The following is a 244-nucleotide window of genomic DNA, read 5'->3' as shown; positions in this document are numbered from 1 at the left end:
CATTGCAGGCAAGTATGTCGGCAGCTTCTACGGCGATTTGACCAACAAGGAGAAGATCGAAGGCCGCACGGTGTTCGACTTGAACGCGGGTATTTATTTGCCGGTGGATAAGAAGGTCATCAAGTCGGCCGCGCTGCGGTTTTCGATGCTCAACGTGTTCGACAAGGAGTACTTGAGCTCGGCGCGTACCGTGGCGTTCAACTCGGCCCCGGTGAACGGGTTGGGGGCGAGCACGGCGTACTAC

At 57.4% G+C, this 244-nt stretch carries 1 pseudogene; it reads left to right on the top strand.

The annotated features are described in order from the left end of the window. A pseudogene (locus AAEZ05_RS29795) lies at positions 1 to 244 on the top strand (TonB-dependent receptor); the annotation flags it as partial.

This window comes from Pseudomonas sp. HY13-MNA-CIBAN-0226 (assembly GCF_040310305.1).
Lineage (GTDB): Bacteria > Pseudomonadota > Gammaproteobacteria > Pseudomonadales > Pseudomonadaceae > Aquipseudomonas > Aquipseudomonas gregormendelii.
This window is presented reverse-complemented; position numbering and strand designations above follow the sequence as displayed.